Annotated in this window: 15 protein-coding genes; 9 read left to right on the top strand and 6 right to left on the bottom strand. The window is 46.5% G+C overall.

Features of this window, described 5'->3' with window-relative positions:
* Positions 1 to 7: 7 nt before the first annotated feature.
* From KVT36_RS27780 to KVT36_RS27740, 9 genes are all read left to right on the top strand, one after another.
* Positions 8 to 568, top strand: a complete 561-nt coding sequence (locus KVT36_RS27780; protein ID WP_217606704.1) for a hypothetical protein — start codon at positions 8 to 10, stop codon at positions 566 to 568.
* Positions 552 to 1634, top strand: coding sequence for a DUF4097 domain-containing protein (locus KVT36_RS27775; protein WP_217606703.1), 1083 nt, complete (start codon positions 552 to 554; stop codon positions 1632 to 1634). Before KVT36_RS27780 ends, KVT36_RS27775 begins: the two co-directional genes overlap by 17 nt.
* 75 nt (positions 1635 to 1709) lie before the next feature.
* Positions 1710 to 2444, top strand: a complete 735-nt coding sequence (locus tag KVT36_RS27770) for a head GIN domain-containing protein (RefSeq protein ID WP_217606702.1) — start codon at positions 1710 to 1712, stop codon at positions 2442 to 2444.
* Between the two features lie 137 nt (positions 2445 to 2581).
* Positions 2582 to 3073, top strand: coding sequence for a YajQ family cyclic di-GMP-binding protein (locus tag KVT36_RS27765; RefSeq protein ID WP_217606701.1), 492 nt, complete (start codon positions 2582 to 2584; stop codon positions 3071 to 3073).
* A gap of 116 nt (positions 3074 to 3189) precedes the next feature.
* Entirely contained in the window at positions 3190 to 3444 is a 255-nt protein-coding gene (locus tag KVT36_RS27760; RefSeq protein WP_217606730.1) for a type B 50S ribosomal protein L31, read from the top strand.
* A gap of 69 nt (positions 3445 to 3513) precedes the next feature.
* A complete protein-coding gene (locus KVT36_RS27755; protein ID WP_217606700.1) occupies positions 3514 to 4689 on the top strand; it encodes a putative sugar nucleotidyl transferase in 1176 nt (391 codons plus the stop codon).
* Positions 4690 to 4761: 72 nt separating this feature from the next.
* Positions 4762 to 5523: a triose-phosphate isomerase gene (gene tpiA, locus KVT36_RS27750; RefSeq protein ID WP_217606699.1), complete on the top strand. Its 762-nt coding sequence runs from the start codon at positions 4762 to 4764 to the stop codon at positions 5521 to 5523.
* Positions 5524 to 5660: 137 nt separating this feature from the next.
* Positions 5661 to 6266, top strand: coding sequence for a 2'-5' RNA ligase family protein (locus tag KVT36_RS27745; protein WP_217606698.1), 606 nt, complete (start codon positions 5661 to 5663; stop codon positions 6264 to 6266).
* A gap of 630 nt (positions 6267 to 6896) precedes the next feature.
* Positions 6897 to 7172 (top strand): acylphosphatase, encoded by a 276-nt coding sequence (locus tag KVT36_RS27740; protein ID WP_217606697.1) that lies wholly within the window; start codon positions 6897 to 6899, stop codon positions 7170 to 7172.
* Positions 7173 to 7407: 235 nt separating this feature from the next.
* Here KVT36_RS27740 and KVT36_RS27735 read toward each other — a convergent pair whose 3' ends face one another.
* The 6 genes from KVT36_RS27735 to KVT36_RS27710 form a co-directional block, all read right to left on the bottom strand.
* Positions 7408 to 8529 (bottom strand): C1 family peptidase, encoded by a 1122-nt coding sequence (locus tag KVT36_RS27735; protein ID WP_217606696.1) that lies wholly within the window; start codon positions 8527 to 8529, stop codon positions 7408 to 7410.
* Positions 8530 to 8680: 151 nt separating this feature from the next.
* Positions 8681 to 10732, bottom strand: coding sequence for a M56 family metallopeptidase (locus tag KVT36_RS27730; protein WP_217606695.1), 2052 nt, complete (start codon positions 10730 to 10732; stop codon positions 8681 to 8683).
* 38 nt (positions 10733 to 10770) lie between these two features.
* Positions 10771 to 11163, bottom strand: coding sequence for a BlaI/MecI/CopY family transcriptional regulator (locus KVT36_RS27725; RefSeq protein WP_217606694.1), 393 nt, complete (start codon positions 11161 to 11163; stop codon positions 10771 to 10773).
* A 326-nt stretch (positions 11164 to 11489) separates the two neighbouring features.
* Entirely contained in the window at positions 11490 to 12359 is an 870-nt protein-coding gene (locus KVT36_RS27720; protein ID WP_217606693.1) for a sterol desaturase family protein, read from the bottom strand.
* A 298-nt stretch (positions 12360 to 12657) separates the two neighbouring features.
* Entirely contained in the window at positions 12658 to 13302 is a 645-nt protein-coding gene (locus tag KVT36_RS27715) for a hypothetical protein (protein WP_217606692.1), read from the bottom strand.
* A gap of 151 nt (positions 13303 to 13453) precedes the next feature.
* Positions 13454 to 14326, bottom strand: a complete 873-nt coding sequence (locus KVT36_RS27710) for a DUF4249 domain-containing protein (protein ID WP_217606691.1) — start codon at positions 14324 to 14326, stop codon at positions 13454 to 13456.
* Between the last annotated feature and the right edge of the window lie 44 nt (positions 14327 to 14370).

Below are 14370 nucleotides of genomic sequence, written 5' to 3'. Positions count from 1 at the left end.
GAAATGCATGTCAGAACACAATTTTGAGGATTTTATCCGGCAGCACAGGGCCGGTTTTGAGGAGCAGGGGCCAAACGCCCGTGTGTGGAAAGACCTGGAGCAGCAGCTGAAAGCGCAGCAGAGGCACAGCCCCAAGGTGGTGCAGCTGTTAAAGCGCCACTGGCTGAAAGCCGCAGCAGTGCTGGTATTGGTGGTGAACAGTGTTATGATATACCAGTTCCTGCAGTTTAAGAAACAGCAGCAGGACCTGGGTACCATCTCACCGGAGCTGCAGGAAGCAAAATTGTACTATACCTCCCAGATAGAGCAGAAGCTGGAAGACATTCGCCAGTACTCCCCGGAGGCACTGGGCCTGGATAGCACAGCCCGTAAGGAGCTGGAGCTGCGCAATGACACTTACCAGCTTTTGGAAAAAGAGCTGGAAGCCAACCCGGGTAATGAACGCATCCGCTCTGCAATGGTCCGCTATTACCAAATGAAGCTGGACCTGTTAGATAAAATATTGGAAGAACTGCAGGCCAAACAGCCTGGAACCAAAACATTCAATCATCATGAACGTGAAATCTAAAATTCTACTCTTTCTTTTACTGCCGTTGTGGGCCTGCGCTCACCAGGGCGACATTGAGTTCAAACGCACTATAGCAAAAGAATTTACCGTAAACAGCAATGCCAAACTGGATGTGCACAATAAGTATGGCAAGATCATCGTACACACCTGGGCTAAAAACCAGATAAAGGCAACCGTTATTATTACCGGTTACGGTAAAAGCTCGTCAGAAGCACAGGAGATAGCCAATGGTGTAGACATACAAACCAATGCAGATGCCGGCGCCGTGAGCCTGCAAACCAGCTACAACCCCAGCAAGGGAAGTAAGTGGTTCTCCTGGGGCAACCGTAAAGATTCAAAGGATTATGTGAACATTGATTACGAACTGTATGTGCCACAAAGTTTAAACCTGCTTACACTGGAAAATAATTTTGGCGATGTGATCACGGACGAGCTGCCCTTTGCTGCCAAAATGAATTTAAACTACTGTTTTTATGCTATCCGGGAAGCCAGCAAAACGCTGGATATGGACCTGAACTATTGCAATAAAGGCAAAATAGATAAAGCCGCTGACCTGCAGATCAAGGCTAACTATTCAGACATACGCTGTGATGCAGCCGATAAGCTGGATACCAAATCCAACTACTCTGATTACACATTGGGTAGTGTGGGAACCTTGATCACAAAAGCCAATTACAGTGATTATAAGATCCGGCAGGTGGGCAGCCTTAATGCTACTGCTAATTATAGCGACTTCAATGTCTCCAACCTGCGGGAAAGCCTGGATGCACGGCTTACTTATGGCGACCTGAAAGTAAAAGAGATACAGAGCGCTTTTAAAGGTGGGGATATTCAGCTTAATTATAGTGATATTGAACTGATCTTTGCACCTAAAGTAGCGCTGCGCCTGACTGTTAATTTAAACTATGGAGACCTGGGCATAGACGGGCTTCCGGTAAAAAATGTAAGCTCTGTTAAAAAGAATACCCGCTTAGCTTACAGCGCCACCACGGCCAGCGGCAGCGAACAATCACCTATGCTCAGCATCAATGGCTCACAGAGTGATGTGAACATGAAAGAGCAATAACGCGGACGTATATACGGTCATTCCAAAACCTTTGTATAAACCAAAAACATTCACCGATCTAAAAAATTCTTAGTCATGAAAAAGTCTATATGGTTCCTGAGCATTCCGTTGCTGGCTGCTATTATGGTGTTCTCCTCATTTGTGGTACGGCAGGAGCGTGAGCGTGTGAAAGGAAATGGCGATGTAAAGCAGGAAAAACGTACCGCATCTGCCTTTAAAGATATTGGCACCTCCGGCGAGTTTAAGGTATATATACAACAGGGTAGTACCCATTCTATAGAAGTAGAAGCAGAAAGCAACCTGCTGCCTTACATAGTAACAGAGATCGATGGAAAAGAGCTGGAGATCAAGGTGAAGAAAGGTTACTCCATTAAACCCTCCAAACCGATTAATGTATATGTAACCATGGAGCAGATCAATGAGCTGTCAGCCAGCGGTTCGGGTGGTTTTTACAGCAAAGGCAAGCTGAAGACCGATGAGCTGGAAATTTCCGTGAGCGGTGCTGCAGATACAGACCTGGATGTAGATGCACAGAAGCTGAAAGTAGCGGTTTCCGGCGCAGGTAATGTAAAGCTTAAAGGCAGCTCCACTGCAGCGAATTACAGTGTTTCCGGCAAGGCGGACATTGCCGCTTTTGACCTGCAGTCAGACGATGTGCACATTGGTATTTCCGGCAGCGCTAATGCCAGTGTAAATGCAGCTAAAAAATTAGAAGTAGGCGTTTCCGGCATGGGGAACGTAAAGTATAAAGGCAATCCTGCGATCTCCCAGTCGGTTTCCGGTATGGGCAGAATTTCAAAGGAAGGCTAAACGCGCTACACCTAAGCCGGTCTCTACCGGTAAGGTAGTTGGATAACAAGTTTAATATTTAACGGTTATTCCCGTCCATCTCAAGGGCGGGAATTTTTTTTATATTTGCCGGAATCAATTATTAAAGTATTTCAATTATGCCATCCTTTGATATTGTTAGCAAAATAGATCTGCAAACGCTGGATAATGCCATTAACACGGTAAAGAAGGAGATCACCACCCGTTTTGACTTTAAGGGCTCCCACGTGAGCATTGAGCTGAATAAGAAAGACCTGGTGCTGAACCTGGAAGTGGAAAGTGACATGAAGCTGAACCAGGTAATAGAGGTGCTCATCAGCCGTACCATGCGCCAGGGGCTGGATGCCACTATTTACGACCAGAGTAAGGAACCTTACCAGAGCGGGAAAGTATATAAGAAGGAGGTTCCTGTACGTAATGGCATTAAACAGGAAGATGCCAAGAAGATCGTGAAAATGATCAAGGACGCCGGTTTAAAGGTACAGGTTGCCATTATGGATGATATTATACGCGTAACGGGTAAGAAAATAGATGACTTACAGGATGTTATACAAAAATGCAAGGAGGCTAACCTGGGTATTCCCCTGCAGTATGTGAACATGAAATCGTAAATCGGGCGTCCGGTATTGGCTATTTAAAATATTCTGTTTACCTTTGCCGTCCGTATTAAATAAAAAATAACAATCAGATGAAACCATCGTTTCGTCTGGCAAAAACAAATAAAATAATGAAACAGGGTATCCATCCAGAAAGTTACAGGTTTGTAGTATTCAAGGACATGTCTAACGGATTCAGCTTTTTAAGCCGTTCTACTGCTCCTTCCCGTGAGACTGTTAAATGGGAAGACGGTAATGAGTATCCGTTGATTAAGCTGGAAATTTCCAACACTTCTCACCCTTTTTACACTGGTAAGAATGTATTAGTTGTTACTGCCGGCCGTATCGATAAATTCAACAAACGCTACGCGAAAAGCGCTAAATAAGCTTTTTAACAAATATTTTCCCGTCCCACTGGCTTTTGTCGGTGGGATTTTTTTATTTTTAGCTCCCGTATGGAGCGTAACTATATTCTTTTTGACACGCCCGCCCGCGATCTTTTATATCCCTTCACCTACACAAGACCTGTAGCTGCCTGCAGGGTCGGTATCCTTACTATTCAGGAAAAATGGGAACAGTGGCTCCAAGCGCCTGTATGCCACTTTACAATGTCTTACCTCCAGGAAAAGTATCCTCTGCGGTTAGGTACCGCCAATACTGAGCATGTGCTGATCAACGGGCATATTGTGCCGGATAAAGCGCTGGTTGATACTATTGCCTCCTTAAAAGCCGGGCAGGAGCTGTATAAGAAGAACCACCTGCTGGTAAAGATTGTGCCTGGTAATGACCTTACCCTGCCTGCAGAGGACCGTAAGAACTATAACGGACCCGTAGATACCCTGGACCTGCCCTGGCAGATCTTTGGCCTAAATGATAAAGCTATCCGGGAAGATTTTGCCCTGCTGACCGCGGGGCGTACTTCTGCGCCTATACCTGCTTCTAACCAGGTAACTGCAGCGGAAAATATTTTTATAGAAGCAGGCGCCGTGGTAGAACATTGCGTGCTGAATGCATCTACCGGCCCTATTTACATTGGTAAAGACGCTCACCTGATGGAGGGCTGCCTAGTAAGAGGGCCGCTAGCTATGGGGGAAGGCGCCGTATTAAAGATGGGCACCAAAGTGTATGGTGCTACTACCCTGGGCCCCGGCTGTACCGGCGGGGGAGAGATCAAGAATGTAATGATGTTCGGTTACTCCAACAAGGGGCATGATGGTTACCTGGGCGATGCGGTAATCGGTGAGTGGTGTAACCTGGGCGCCAATACTACCTGCTCTAACCTGAAGAACAATGCCGGCGAAGTAAAGGTATGGATGGAGGCCCGCAAAGAAGCCTGGCCTGCGGGGCGCAAATGCGGCGTTTTAATGGGCGATTACAGCCGCTGTGGTATTAATACCATGCTAAACACCGGTACGGTCATTGGGGTGTCCTGTAACGTCTTTGGCGGTGGTTTTCCGCCTAAGTTCATACCTTCCTTTACCTGGGGCGGCGGAGAGGGAACCACGGTGTACCGCCTGCAGGAGGCTACCCGGGATGCCGTGGCCTGGATGGGCTTTAAAGGCAGGCAAATCACAGAGGCGGAACGCAAAATATTAGGGGCTGTTTATGAAACGGTTGTTAAAAATGAGTAATTAAGGATAATAATTAATAATTTTCGCCCCCGATTGAAAAAGCGTAACTCTTTTTAAACTTAATACAGCATCATGAGAAAAAAAATTGCAGCGGCAAACTGGAAAATGAACCTCACCCTGGCACAGGGCGAACAGTTGATCAATGATATTCTGCAGGCCGGTATTAAATTACAGGACGGGCAGGAAGTGGTGGTTGCCACGCCGTTCCCCTACCTGTTAAAAGCCAAGGCCCTGTTGAAGAACTACCCGGGTTTTTATGTGGCTGCACAAAACTGTTATTCTGAAAAATCCGGCGCTTATACCGGGGAAGTATCTGCAGAAATGCTGCAATCTATCGGTGTGGATTATGTGATACTGGGCCATTCTGAAAGAAGGGAATATTTCCAGGAAAGCAATGCCATGCTGGCTAAGAAGATCGATGTAGCGCTGGCTTATGGTATAAAACCTATTTTCTGCTGCGGGGAGCCTTTAGAGATCCGGAAGGCGGAAACACAAAATGCTTATGTAGCCAAACAGCTGGAAGAAAGCCTGTATCACCTGACTGCGGAGCAACTGAAGCAGGTGGTGATTGCCTATGAGCCTATCTGGGCTATTGGCACCGGGTTAACTGCCAGCGCACAGCAGGCGCAGGATATGCATGCATACATCCGCGCGCAGATCGCAGAAAAGTACGGAAGAGAAGCTGCTTTAGGACTGAGCATCCTGTATGGCGGCAGTGCTAAACCCGGGAATGCCGGTGAGCTGTTTGCGTGCCCGGATGTAGATGGTGGCCTTATTGGCGGCGCTTCCCTGGTAGCGGCCGATTTCACAGCTATTATATCAAAACTGGGTTAATCAATACTAACAATACTAATTTTTTGCGCAACCAGGTTGCGCAAAAAATTAGTAGGAATGCTAAAAAAATTAGTAAAACCGAAAAAAGGTTGTATATTTGTGTTGTCAACAATCGTGAAGGTTTAAAGTTGTTGGTTATGCAAACACAGATCCTTTTAACAGCCGAAGAAACGGCACTCTATGATTACCTGGTGGTGATTAACCCGGACGCCCGGACTGCGGGTGAAGTACGCAGCTTCAAAGAAAAAATAGCCCAGGAGCTGGGCATTTTTACCAGCCGTTATTCCAGGGCGCACATTTCCTTATTCCGTTCTGTATTCCCGGAAAAATTCCAGGAGGATTGTATTCACCTGCTGGAAGAAATTGCCCGCAAACAATCCGGTTTTACGGTATACACTTCCAAATTTGATCACTTTGATCACGGTAAGGTAAAACGTACTATTTATGTAAACGTAGCTAATCCCAAGCCCATAACGGAATTACGGAAAAAGATCCTGCAGCAGTTTGAGCTGAAGCCAAATGATTACAAGCCCCATATTACGGTGGCCAGGGCTATCAGCACCCGTGAGTTTGACCAGGTATATCCGATGTTTGATCACCAGCTGTTTGTACGCAGCTTCAATTGCAGGAGCTTTGCTTTGCTGAGGAAACCGGCTGCCGGTGGTGCTTACGAGCTGGTGAAGGAATTTACGTTTGGTGGCGAGGCGCAACAGAACCGCACCTTGTTTAACTACGCAGCCTGATCTATAAGTTTTTATTTCACCATATCTATATTGATTACGCCTGGCTTGACAAAGAACAGTAACCATGAATGTAACCGGAAAATTAATGTCCCCTGTTAACCCTGTTTTGTTGTTGTTAACCCTGCTTGCCATGTGATAGTAACAGTCAATACCAGGTAACTCTAAAATGCCTGTGGGTTCTTGAATATTTGTGGGCGCTTGAATGCCCGTGGGCTCTTGTTGCCACTGTATTCTTGCCCCCGAGGCAGCTCCCGTGGCATTTGCACGGCACGGGCATGGGCTACCAGTTGTACTACGATCGTATTTAATTTTACGATGGGTGTATTGCTATGCTCTTTCTTTTTGTGTGGTGCGTGTGCGTGGAGGGAGTGGAAAGGGTTACCTGGTTTGACGGGCAGGCATAATGTAAATGCAAATAAGGCATTGTCGAAAGCGATGATTGATGATGAATGTTTAGATGATTGGTGAATGTTCAATAGAAGGGTAGAGCCGGGAATGGTCTATTATGGCTTCGGATGAATGATCTGCTGTTACGGAGGGGCCCGGAGATTGGATGCAACGGCATACCGGATCTTAGATTATTTGTAGTTTTGGTATCTATGTTGATGGTTAGTTTATAAAATGCAATCTATGGCTAAGATACACAAGCAGATAATTGTAAAAGGAAAGGTGCAGGGTGTTTATTTCAGGGCCAGTACCAAACAAACTGCAGAGCAGCTGGGTATTACCGGGCAGGTAAAAAACTTACCGGATGGTAGTGTGTGGATTGCTGCGGAAAGCGAGGCTGCAGCTATGGAAGCTTTTATTGCCTGGTGCCGGCAGGGGCCGCCCCATGCCGTAGTGAACGCCCTGGAGTTAACAGATGCACCTGTACAGCATTATACAAAATTTGAAGTAGTACGTTAGGTGAATATGCGGATATGCAACGATGTAAAAGTGAATGTATAAGCTACACAGGTGAGCTGCCATGCGGTATTTGCCGCTACTATGAATAACCCCGAAAGGGCTGGCCTGTTTTATATCGCTATACTTTTTGTTGCTTGTCTTGTTTAAATTATACAGCAATCTGTTTGAGAGTAGCTATATATTCATTCATACGTTGTATATCCGCATATGCACTTATCAAAATATAGTTGACACATTAATTCTTCATAGCCATTGCCAACTTTTCTTTTATTGACTTATCCAGCGCTGCTTTGGGTACGATGATCGTAATAGTATTGATTGCGAAGTAGGGTTCGGATACATTTACGTAACCGCCTAAAGGTCCATTGGTGCCCCAGGAGTTTTTAACGATGAAGAAATCTTTGCCTTTAGGGCTTTTACCTAAGCCGGTAATATGCATCAGGTGATCGTCCTGGGTAACCAGCTCTTCGTACAGGCGTTGGCGGTATTCCTGTGAGTTAGGCCGTTCCTGCTGGTCGGGATCTATGGTGCTGCCCATAATGGGTGCATCCTCTGCAGGGGCCAGGGCATAACCTTTGCCGGGCATCCAGCCGCGGTTGCTGGCATCTGCATCCCACATTACCGTGTAGCCGTTTTGTATGGCCGTTTTGGTAAGGCTGATCAGCTCATTTAAGGGCACGTTGTAATAGGCGCCGTTGGAAAAATTATCGGGTACTTCTACCACAAAGGACTGGTAAAAAGGGTGGTGGCTGAAGGAGGTAAAGAAGGCATAATCTGCCTGATCAAATTTTACTACCTCTTTGGCAAAGGTGAGCGGTGTATAGGTATGGCCATTGTATTCAAAGCTGGCCGGCGGTTTACCCAGGTGCTGGTCCAGGATGGCGGTAACGCGCTCCTGCCAGTTATCCGGGATAGGGCGTTTAACTTTCAACAGGCTATCCAGGTAGCTTCGCAGCTCACTTACCAGCTCGGTGTGGTTATGCTGCGTTTGGCCATTAATAAGGCCACTGTAGGCACTTTCCGGCATAATGCCGTAGGTAGCCATGGCATGTATCACATCGTGCCCCAGGCCGCCTTCGTCAAAACGGGCAGCACCCTGGCGCCGGATGTAGTTCAGGGCTTTTTCCATGTACATATTACGTACGGTGAACATTTCGGAGAGGTCCGGGCTGGATGCTCCTTTACGGATACACTCTGATTCTACCAGCGAGGTGGTGGAAAAACACCAGCAGGTGCCGGTTTGTGCCTGGTTTTTTACTGCGGTAGCCGCATTTTTTTTCTGAACAATAATTTCATTGGTTTGGGCATACACCTGTACTGCACAGAGTACGGTTAATACGATCACTAATACACGCATGTGAAAAAAAGAGTTTTATAATCCTAAAGATAGGGTAACTGCTAAAATTAAACGCTACTGCTGTATGAACGGCAGTAGCGCTTAAAAAATGCTTATTTGCGAATGGCGGTCAGGCAGATAAGCGGGTATGCGGATGTAATTAAGCAGCGGTTTAATCCTGTATGTTAATGTTCAGGTTATCCTTTTCTCCTTTGAGAATTATCGTGTTACCTTCTTCCAGGTAGGAGCGGTATTTATCCATTACTGCGCTGGATTGCTGTGCGCCGTTAATATAGAGCTGACCATTCTTTTTTTCGATAGAATAAGCTTTGTTGGGATCCAGCAGGTTATCGGCAGCCATCTTTTTAACTAATTCATTATACCGGGCGCGGGTAACTTCTGCTTTGCGCCTGGCTACCTCTGCCTGGCGGCGGCCTTCTTGTGCCTGCTGACGGGCGGTGGTTTCACTGCGCCTGGCATCTGCCCTGGCATAATCCATTTGCTCCCTGGCTTTTTTAGTTGCTTCCCGGGTGTTCTTCCGCACTTCTTTTAGTGCCTCCTCCTGTGCCTGCCGGGCTTCTTTGCGGGCCGCAGCTATTTCTTTACGCATAGATTCTTTTTCTTCCGGGCTAAAGCTTCTTTTCATGCCTTCCTGGGCTTCCTGCATACTGTTCTTAATGATCTCTTCCAGGTTAATGGAGGCCATTGCTTCCTTAGCGCTTTGTAAGCCCAGCTGCACGCTTTGGTTAATTACTTCGGGGTCCCAGGACTGCTGGCTTTCTTTGATCGATGCATTTATTTCTGCATTGATCTTTTTCCAATCAACGTTCTTCATGGCCTCATTCACATTCTTATTGATCTGGTTCCAGTCAACATTTTTCATTGCCTTTGCCGTTTCCTCATTGATCTTTTTCCAATCAATGTTCTTCATGGCCTGCTGCATGGCTTTCTGCGCTATGATCATTTGCTCCTGGGCAGCATCCATTTTTTCTTTGGCATCCTTCATGTCCTTGTCACTGTCATAATCAAAGTCTGCATGATCAGCGGAGCTACCAGGGGTGGCTGCCTTGTTACCCCGGTCATCCGTGCTGGTTGGCATGGGAGCAGGTGTACCACTTTTAGCAGGCACGGTATCCTGGTTTGCCGGTGTGGCAGCAGGAGCAGCGGCTATGGCCGGCTTTGCAGCAGCAGCTTTGTTATCCTGTTTAGCGGAAGGAGTGATCCAGGCTATGGCGGTTAAGCCAACGGCAATAATTAAAACTGCCATTAATTTTTGACTATAGTTGAGATGGGACGTTTTCATTTCCATGATACGTTTAATGCGGTAAAACAAATGTTGTTTATTGTCTGCAGCCGCCATTGCCATCGGGTTGGTCGTGAACCGGTATTCTTCCAACGCTACCAGGGCTTTGGCATAGTGCAGGGGCTGTACGGTATGGGCTATTACCATATCGTCGCAGCAGTGTTCCCTTTCCAGGCGGATGTACTTAGAGATCCACCATACAAAGGGGTTAAAGAAAAGGGTTGTTTCTACAATGGATTGGAAGATATTCAGTATATAATCATTGCGTTTTACGTGCGCCAGCTCATGCAGCAGGATAGCTTCCAGCTGTTCGGCGCTCAGGTTGTTGAACATGGCGATAGGCACCAGTATTACCGGTTTCAGAAAGCCCATCATCACGGGAACCTGTATGTGCTGCGATACCAGCAATTTTACCTTGCGGGGTATTTGCAGCTGTTTAGACAACTTACGCAGGTATTGTTCCCAGGCAGTATCTGCAGGCAATCCCTGTTGTTTGCGGATCTGCTGCAGCTGCGCCAGGTCTGCAAAAAGTTTAATGCACATTACACCTACACCTGCCATATACAGCGCTACCAGTATGGGAAAACAGAACTCCAGGTTAGGAAAAGCCCAGGTAAGCTCCTGCTGGTTCTGATATACCACCGGCACATTTAGCAATATGGGCGATGCAGCAGCTGCCGTGTTAGCAACAGCATGAACCTGGGTAACTGCATCCAGCTGCTGGAACAGGGTAACTACAAACCAGCCGAATATACCTGCCAGTGAAATAAAGGAGAGGTTATATTTGGTGCTGGCCGTAGCAGCGGGCCATAATTTGAGCACAATACGCAGGCAGCCAAATATGAGCAGGGCCTGCCAGATGGAGTGCAGAATGGCCCAGCCAAGGGCTGTTACCAGGTCTGTAGTGTAAGGGAGGAACATTGCAGCCATGATTTTAAAATGATTATTGCAAAGGCGAACTACTTCCGTTGTTGCTTTTCAATTTCGTTCAGATACTCTTTGATCTTCTCCAGCTCTTCCTTCGATGATTTATGATTGCCCAAAGCCTGCAGCACCAGCTGGGAAGCAGAGCCATTGAACACGGTATCTATCATTTTATCCAATAACTGACGCTGGGTATTTTCCTGCGATACGGCAGCAGCATAAATATGTGTTTTACTGCTGGCATCTCTTTGTAACAACCCTTTTTCATGCATGATCTGCATGAGCTTCAGGGTGGTGGTATAACCCGCGTCTTTACTTTGTTCCAATATCTCATGCACTTCCCGAACGGTACTGGGCCCTTTTTCCCAAAGTACCCTCAGAATTTCCAGCTCGCTTTCTGTAGGTTTTAATTGTTTTCCTGCGCTCATAATCAATGTAATACTATACTTTCAATGAATATACGAATATCTTCGTAAACAAATGTACGATAGTTTTCGTAAATGCAAAATGAAATCTTGAAAAGATGGCGGGAATGGCAAATAAAAAGGGTGATCTGAAGGTAAGAGGGGATGAGTGGTAGGGAAACGGGATGTTTGAAAAGATAGGGGTTGAGGTTGGGTAAAATAGATTTTTAAAAGATGGCAGGGGCCCTAAGGTTGAGAGGATAGTGGTAGGGGTGAGGGAATTTGGAAAAATGCAGGTTTAAGTTGGGTAAGATGAATCTTGAGAAGAGACAGGCATCTTAAGGTTGAGGTTAGGAGAGCGGGTGTTCCCGTCGTAGCTGCTTTGTTGTTTTGCGGGTACCGTCATGGCTCCAGCCGGGGGCATCAAATAAATAATGCCAGGCATCCTTAAAAGAGCGGCTATGGCGCAGATCTTTCCAGATATCTACCCACTCGTGGGTAGCAATGCGGAGCGGGTTGTAGGTGTAAATATTCCTGGTAAGGCCATAAACAGGCCGTTCTGTTTCCGGGGTAAAGGTGCCAAACATGCGGTCCCAGATAATGAGCACACCGGCATGGTTACGGTCTAAATATTTAATATCTGAAGCGTGGTGCACACGGTGGTGGGAAGGAGTGTTAAAGAACCATTCTATAAACCGGGGCAGCTTATGAATAGCTTCTGTATGGATCCAGAACTGGTACAATAAACTAATAGCCTGCATGGTCAGTACCATGGCAGGATGAAACCCCAGCAAAGGCATCCATACCCAGAACAGGAAAGTGCCCGTGAAGTTACCGGTCCAGTTTTGGCGCAGGGCAGTAGCCAGGTTGTATTTGCGTGAGGAGTGGTGAATGACATGCGAGGCCCAGAAAAAGCGTACGGTATGGCTTACGCGGTGAAACCAGTAATAGCTGAGATCATCTGCAAAAAAGCATAACACCCAGGCCCACCATACAAAGCCCAGGGTAAACAACCGGTACTGATATACAAAAGTGTATACACCGAAAATAATAGCTTTGGTAAACAGCCCCAGGAACACATTACCCAGCCCCATTGCAATACTGCTGGCAGCATCCTTAGTTTCGTAAAAGTCCTTTTTTTCAATGGCGGAAAAGATCACCTCCGCCAGCAACAGCAGCACAAAACCCGGAATAGCGTAGTGTATAAGGTCAGGGGACATACTGTAATTTACGGAAAAAGGGCGGAATGCGGAATGCGAAACGCCGAAGGTTTAACACTGAATCCTGAACGCGGTTGGCTGGCCTATGGCAGGAATGCAGTATACAAGGAAAAGCCCGAAAGTGTGCGAGTTAGGATATTGGGGAAGTGATACGGTTGTGTGGATTATAGCAGGGATGTAGCATACAGGAAAGCTGGAATACCCTCATAAGCTCAAACAAGCATGCTTAACATCCGATGCAGAAAGGCAAGCATTCATACATCAGTGTTAAGCATGCTAGGATAATGGGTAAAATTTTTTAGAATTTACCGGCCTTAATACCTACATGAAAAGCACCGCCACTCAGATCACTGTCTTTTAAACCCGGTGTTTCAGAACCGCTTATGAAACGGTAGCTGCCACCTACATTCAGGCGCAGGTAAGAAGTAATATTCACTTCCACGCCAACAAAAGGTTCTGCTACAAAAAAACCGCTGCCGCCATTCCAGCCGTGGTGACGATCATCATCATCATTATGCCAGCCATGGTGCCTTTCATCCCGGCCTACACCGCCACCGCCTAATAATGCACCGGCAGACCAGTGGATCAGCTTATTGGAATTGTGAGTGTACTCCGCCATCAGGCCGGTATACCACATTTGTATGTATTCATCTGTTTCATTTGGCACATTCAGCTTAGGCGCTTTAATGCTGTTGGCTAAACCATAACCGCCGGCGCCAAACATCCATTTATTATTCAGCAGCACACCGCCCTGTAAGCCGGTAAGCACGCCCAGCTTGCCATTGATGGGGGTAAGCTTACCGATGGCGGTGCCATAAGCGCCTACTGTTACCTTTTTCTTTTCTGTACGATTGTTGCTGAAAAGTGATTCGATCGGGGCACGCTGCGCCCATGCCTGCTGTGCTGTAATCAGCACCAGCAGCGCCAGTCCTATTTTTTTCATCTTGTTTAGATTTTATTTTTTAGCGGAGGAAGGAGAAGGAAGAATGAATAATTAATAATGAATAAAACCTGCCGTATATGGATGATAGCGTTGAATTCCCTTGTGCCTGTCTGTTGCGCGATTATTAATTATTCATTCTTCTTTGTAAAAATTATTGGATGTCTTTTTCTTTAAAGCTTACTGCAGAGGCGCCAAACCAGCCCAGCATCTTCTGCTGGCCGCCGTTGGTAACATTTACTATATTGGGCTTTACGTTTTCCAGCACTTTGGCAAACAAACCGCCGCTGTTTAACTGGTCAATTACCTGTTGAATAAAATAATAGCTGGGATGGGAGAGAGAGGCGATACGGGCAATTACTTTCTCACCTTTCTGATAAGGCTTATCATCATCTGTAATGCCTTCCTTAATGGGCTGTATAAACACCCAGCCATCAGCTACATCATCATTATAGGCGCCGTTAATGGCGTAAACGTCTGTATTGCGGTGCTGGCGGTCATTACGGTAAGAACGGATCCAGTAGTAATCATTACCACCTGCAAGATCCTTTGCATTCATGTAGGCATAATAACCTTCTTCACCGCTGGTAGATTCGTCTGCTTTTTTGAACTCGTAAGTAATGGAGTCAATTTCAGGTACGCGTTTAATGGTGTCTGTAGCTTCAAAGGTTTCACCTTTATACAGCACGGTTAATTTATACACGTGGCCTACTTTACCAATGCTTAGATCTCCACCCGGATCGTAAGTGTAAGCGCCATTGCTGAAAGCAAAATTATACGTCTTGGCATCCGTAAGATCCTGCAGGGTAATGGTGGCATCGGACAGCACCGGCGCCGGTGTATTGTTAGTATAAGAGGTAACGGACTGTGTAAGCCTGATGGACTGCGGACCGCCTTCTGTAGTGATCCACGCATCCAGCACGGGATACGTTTTACCATTGGGCACTTGCAGGTCAATGGTATCCTCGCAGGCGGTAAAGCCAGCTGCTGCGAGGGTGATTAATATGGCGAAGCGAATATTTTTCATGAGCATCATTTTTGTCTTTATCATTTGCCTTGCGGCAGTGAGTA

It is taken from the genome of Chitinophaga sp. GbtcB8 (assembly GCF_019091455.1).
Lineage (GTDB): Bacteria > Bacteroidota > Bacteroidia > Chitinophagales > Chitinophagaceae > Chitinophaga.
The sequence above is the reverse complement of the archived record's forward strand: the minus strand, read 5'-3'. Positions and strand labels throughout refer to the sequence as shown.